Genomic DNA, 4,790 nt, shown 5'->3' with positions numbered 1-4,790 from the left:
CCCGGCAAGAAAAAAATGACGGAAAACACCTGTTTCCCGTCATATACTCTCAGCAGCCAGCCTTAGCGTATATCTGTGCCCGTTCTATGTACCGACCCCGATCTGGGAATCAGCAAGAACACTGTTGCTGCCATTGTGCAGAGAGATAAGGTGAGGCCTTCTCTTCCCTCGTAGAAAGTGTATACAGGTATAAGATTATACGTGTAGAGGTGTAGCATGAAGGTTCTTGCTGTTCTTTCGCAGAAGGGCGGTGTCGGAAAAACGACGCTTGCAACCTGTCTCGCTGTCGCGGCTGAGCAAGCGGGTAAAGTTGCTGCTATTATTGATTTGGACCCACAGGCGACAGCCTCTTTCTGGAAAGACGTACGCCAGCTCGATACACCGGCTGTGGCTTCAATTCAGCCGATACGTTTGCCTGCAATGCTCAAAGCCTGCGCGGATGCGGGTACTGATCTTGTGATTATCGACGGAGCTGCTGTTGCGCGTGATGTAGCTTATGAAGCGGCGCGGCATGCTGACTTCGTTCTCATTCCGACGAAGACGGCCGTGTTCGATACAATGAGTATGACACACACATTGGATGTGGTTCGTCAGCTCGATAAAGCGTTCGCTGTCGTTTTAACTTTTGTGCCCCCCCAGGGGCAGGAGACAGGGGATGCCATTAAGGCCGTGACCGAATTGGGAGCAACGGTCTGTCCGGTGACAGTAGGAAACCGCAAGGCATTTTTCCGTGCACAGGCGGCGGGACAGGCTGTGCAGGAATTCGAAGCACATGGGCCAGCAGCAAACGAAATTAAGCGCTTATACGAGTATACAGATATACAATTATACAAAAATCGGGAGGTAGCGTGATGGCGAAAAGCAATACGCTACAAGCGATGCTTGATCGCGCCAAAGGTAGTGGTGAGGCAATGCCAACCCCTTCCCCGAAGCCAGATATATCATCCCGTAAACCTACGCTGAATGGTCGTAAGGGGACCAAGTTGATCGGTGGGCATTTTTCTCCTGAAGTCAGCACCCAGCTTCGTATTATCGCGGCCGAAGAGGGAACGACGGTTCAGAGTTTGCTTGGAGAAGCACTGGACGATCTGTTTGTGAAGAAAGGACGAAGCAGGATCGTTAGCGGATAAGTATACATTTATACACGTATACAACTATACACGTAGGCTGTGTCTAGCGTATAGGGTTGCGTTTGTGTCGGTTGCGGCAGAATCCGACAAATGCGGCACTGGGGTTTTGCAACTCTGGTTGTCCGCTATCGTTCCACCATGACACCCATTCATCATAGAGTGCGTAGACATCATATCCTGGAGCAACTCCTCTAGCGTCATGGAAACCCTCGGGATCGACAAATGGTTTCTGGAGCTTTGGCGCTATTACCTTGACGGTGTCCATCGTTTCCCGATTACGGAAAGTAACTGTGTTGCTGTTTATTTCGACAGCATAATCAGGCAAGTGGTTATTGATTGCCAAGTCACGGAGCATTGAGCGAAATACGCGAATATGGCTACTGGCCCCCGTTTTTTTCTGTAAAATTTCTATAGAAACAACCCATTTTTCCTGAGCGCCACAATGCTTACGTGCAAGTTCGTATATTCTCCGTTCAAGTGGTTTGCGCAAACGGAAATAATCGCGATGTAATGTCAGTACACTTCGGCCTTCGATCATTCTGAATAGCCATTCGGATAGCGTTACCTTGATTTCGGACATTTGTCCGGAATTGGTCTTACGGACAATTCGCCATTCATTGATAAGGCCAAAGCCTTCGGTGATTTCTTCTCCATCAGCTTTGATGTTGGTGGTGATCCGTGTGCCTGCTAAGCGCTCAAATGCGCTCCGAAGCCGCTTATAGCCATCACCATCGGTTTGACGGTTGGTCCATACCAATAAATCGCGTGCGGTAAGGTGGAGAGTTCGATTTGGCTGCTCACCTTGATTCATTTTCGCGATAAGCTGCGAAATGCAATAGATAAGGATATCCTTGTCATGGATCGTCGCGAGCCCTTTGACGCTCGGAACGATCTCAACTGTATTGCCATTGTGCTCGTATCGGAAAATGCGTCGATCAGGTTTAGTGGCAAGCGAGAAAATTGGATGTTCCATCGAGGCCATATCATCTTTGGGGATGGCATCAAGGACATCACAAATAAAAAGATCTGGTGTCGGATATCGTTCCGGAAGTAGAACTGAACGTCCATCAACATTCGGGGTTTCACTGACGGTAAGTGCCAGTTCGGGGTTTCGTTGACGGGTTGCTTTGATTCGGGGTTTCATTGACGATCAGTTTAGGTTCGGGGTTTCATTGACGCAAGAGCTAGATTCGGGGTTTCGTTGACGAAGATTCGGGGTTCTGGAGTCACTAGATTCGGGGTTTCGTTGACGCAAGCTGCTCCAAAACACTGTTTTTGTATTTTATTTTCAGTCAGTTACGTGTTTGTGGAAAACCCTTAACACTATTATTAACACATAAATTAACACTCTAAGCCTGTGGATAACTTTTCATTCTCTGCAATTTTCAGCCAAATTGAACCCAAGCACCGCCTCTTGGGGGCTACGCCCCCGCCGGCTCACGGCCTACGGCCGCCCCGATCGCGCTATGCGCGATCTCCCACCCGGCATCCCCCTGCTCGCCCTTTCAGGGCTGCGCTAAGCAGACACGCCTACGGCGCGAAGTCATAATCTGACGATGCGTTCCCACATCGTCTCTCCACCAGCATCATCCTCTCCCGCGTCGGCGCCTTTGGCGCCCTACGGGGCTCCCGCTCCGCGCTCGCCCGACGCCTGCAACAGCAGAAGAACCGGGCAAGACCGTAATGTGCTCTAGACGCACCGGAGTTCAGGCGATCATTCAGAAGCTCACGTGTCGCAGTATGTCCGCCAGACGCCACAGGATGTCCGTACAGACGTTATCTTGTGTGACGGCTAGTTTGTAGGGCGATAACGGGAATTGCGCTTTGTGTGGCCTCCCAGGGCGCTTACCGCAATTATGGATGCACGCCAGCGCGGAGAGATCACAGCCAATGAAATGATCGCCCATGCCTTCATGGCTTCCGTACTGATCACCAATCCGGCCTCTACCTGGGCGAGGGACTGACGTGTGGCTTCGTTCTTCCAAGCTTCCCAGTCGTCGCAATCGGTATCTGTACGTTAGCGGTATGCCAGCTAACAGAAAGCGGCAGAGCTGCTGGACGAATTCAGGGCATTTCCAAGTGAGAGTGAAGATAGGATGCATAAAATGCATTCTGTGGATCCTATAAATATTATTTTGTTGTTGAATTTTTAATCTGGGGTTTATATTAGGTTTGAAGGAAAACAATTTTAGGAAACAAAAATGGCTAAGGAAGCACGCGGAAAACTTGAAAAATCCTTTGGAGAACAGTTAAAAACGGCAATGGATAAACGCCATGTCAGCCGTAAAGAGATTGCAGAGGTTCTGGAATGTTCTAACCAAGCAGTAAGGAACTACACGCTAGGGGTATTTTTCCCGAAGACTGAAAAACTTATAGCGCTTGAAAAGTTTTTGAAGGTTCGATTTGTTATGGACAATCCAAACATATTTGAACCAATATATGAAAATAACGAAAAATCCGAACCTTATGAAAATCTGACGATCGCTCAAGCTAAAACTGCTTTGAGCAAGTCGTTAGGCGTTCCACCGGAAAAAATTAAGATTTTGATCGAAGGTTAGCCACCAAGCCTTACACCCCAGCTCTAGTTCAAGCGGGTTCGCAGTAGCGACGGCCAGAGGCTCCCACAGGACGCCTTTGGCGCGCTATCCCACATCATATGGTTTCTGTTGAACAGGAATTATGTCGTGTGTATGATGTGTAAATGAAAAGTGCCGATCTGATCCGGGAGCTGGAAAAGGCAGGCTGGAAGCTGGATCGCGTGCGCGGTTCACACAACGTCTTCAAGCATCCATCGCGACCAGGGATCGTGGTTGTCCCTCATCCCAAAAAGGATCTGGGCACCGGTCTGGTTGCCGCCATCCGCAAACAGGCGGGTCTCTAGGAGGATCATCATGCGCTATCCGGTTGTTATCGAACGGGGCAGCGAGACAACGGCATTTGGCGTTGTCTTTCCTGACCTCCCCGGCTGCTTTTCGGCAGGCGACACGCTCGATGAAGCCATTTCCAATGCGGAAGAGGCCGCTGCGGCATGGATCGACGCCACGCTGGATGCCGGAGAGGCTGTGCCTTCTCCCAGCACGCTCGACGCCATCCAGAACAACCCGGATTATGAGGGCTGGACAGTGGGCTTTGTCACCATTGATCCGGCCGTCCTCGATGACCGGGTGGAACGGGCGAACATCTCCCTTCCCCGCCGCGTTCTGGAGCGGCTGGATGCGCTTGCCAGATCATCCCATGAGAGCCGTTCCGGCATGATCGCGGCCATGACCCTGCAGGCAAGGCTTAAGCCGGTGGTCAGGAGCAAATGAACAACCAGAACAGGGGAGATCGGGCGATGTAGGTACGCCCGGAAATCACTCCGTGCGTCATGGAGGGGAAGCTCCCATGTCTCGCACCTATCATCACAGCCGAAAACACGGCCGGGACCATCGCTGGGCCAATCGGCCGGATCGCTGTGGTTATGGAGGCTCACGTGATGCCTCTGAATCTCCAAACTGGTACAGCCATCTGCACGACATTCGTCCTGGCCGTCATCATGACAGGCATATTGCCCGCCTGGTCGGGGTCGGTACATAGAACGGGCACAGATATACGCTAAGGCTGGCTGCTGAGAGTATATGACGGGAAACAGGTGTTTTCCGTCATTTTTTTCTTGCCGGG

6 protein-coding genes are annotated in these 4,790 nt (G+C 51.0%); 5 read left to right on the top strand and 1 reads right to left on the bottom strand.

Going from position 1 to position 4,790, the window contains the following annotated elements; all coding sequences use genetic code 11:
- The first annotated feature begins 216 nt into the window (after positions 1–216).
- Complete coding sequence (locus tag CFR78_RS15790) at positions 217–852, top strand: nucleotide-binding protein (protein WP_048883643.1); 636 nt, start codon at positions 217–219, stop codon at positions 850–852.
- Positions 852–1,130: a ribbon-helix-helix domain-containing protein gene (locus tag CFR78_RS15785; protein WP_244191980.1), complete on the top strand. Its 279-nt coding sequence runs from the start codon at positions 852–854 to the stop codon at positions 1,128–1,130. Before CFR78_RS15790 ends, CFR78_RS15785 begins: the two co-directional genes overlap by 1 nt.
- Before the next feature lie 43 nt (positions 1,131–1,173).
- Here the strand turns inward: CFR78_RS15785 and CFR78_RS15780 are convergent, their stop codons facing one another.
- A complete protein-coding gene (locus CFR78_RS15780; RefSeq protein WP_082084839.1) occupies positions 1,174–2,274 on the bottom strand; it encodes a replication initiator protein A in 1,101 nt (366 codons plus the stop codon).
- Positions 2,275–3,331: 1,057 nt separating this feature from the next.
- Here CFR78_RS15780 and CFR78_RS15775 point away from each other — a divergent pair.
- The 3 genes from CFR78_RS15775 (at position 3,332) to CFR78_RS15765 (ending at position 4,438) form a co-directional block, all read left to right on the top strand.
- On the top strand, positions 3,332–3,688 hold the full coding sequence (locus tag CFR78_RS15775; RefSeq protein WP_110581363.1) for a helix-turn-helix domain-containing protein: 357 nt from the start codon (positions 3,332–3,334) through the stop codon (positions 3,686–3,688).
- Between the two features lie 143 nt (positions 3,689–3,831).
- Positions 3,832–4,011, top strand: a complete 180-nt coding sequence (locus CFR78_RS15770; protein WP_019087453.1) for a type II toxin-antitoxin system HicA family toxin — start codon at positions 3,832–3,834, stop codon at positions 4,009–4,011.
- A 10-nt stretch (positions 4,012–4,021) separates the two neighbouring features.
- Positions 4,022–4,438 (top strand): type II toxin-antitoxin system HicB family antitoxin, encoded by a 417-nt coding sequence (locus CFR78_RS15765; RefSeq protein WP_010518062.1) that lies wholly within the window; start codon positions 4,022–4,024, stop codon positions 4,436–4,438.
- Positions 4,439–4,790 lie beyond the last annotated feature (352 nt).

The sequence above is a fragment of the Komagataeibacter rhaeticus genome, from assembly GCF_003207855.1.
Taxonomy (GTDB): Bacteria; Pseudomonadota; Alphaproteobacteria; order Acetobacterales; family Acetobacteraceae; genus Komagataeibacter; species Komagataeibacter rhaeticus.
This window is presented reverse-complemented; position numbering and strand designations above follow the sequence as displayed.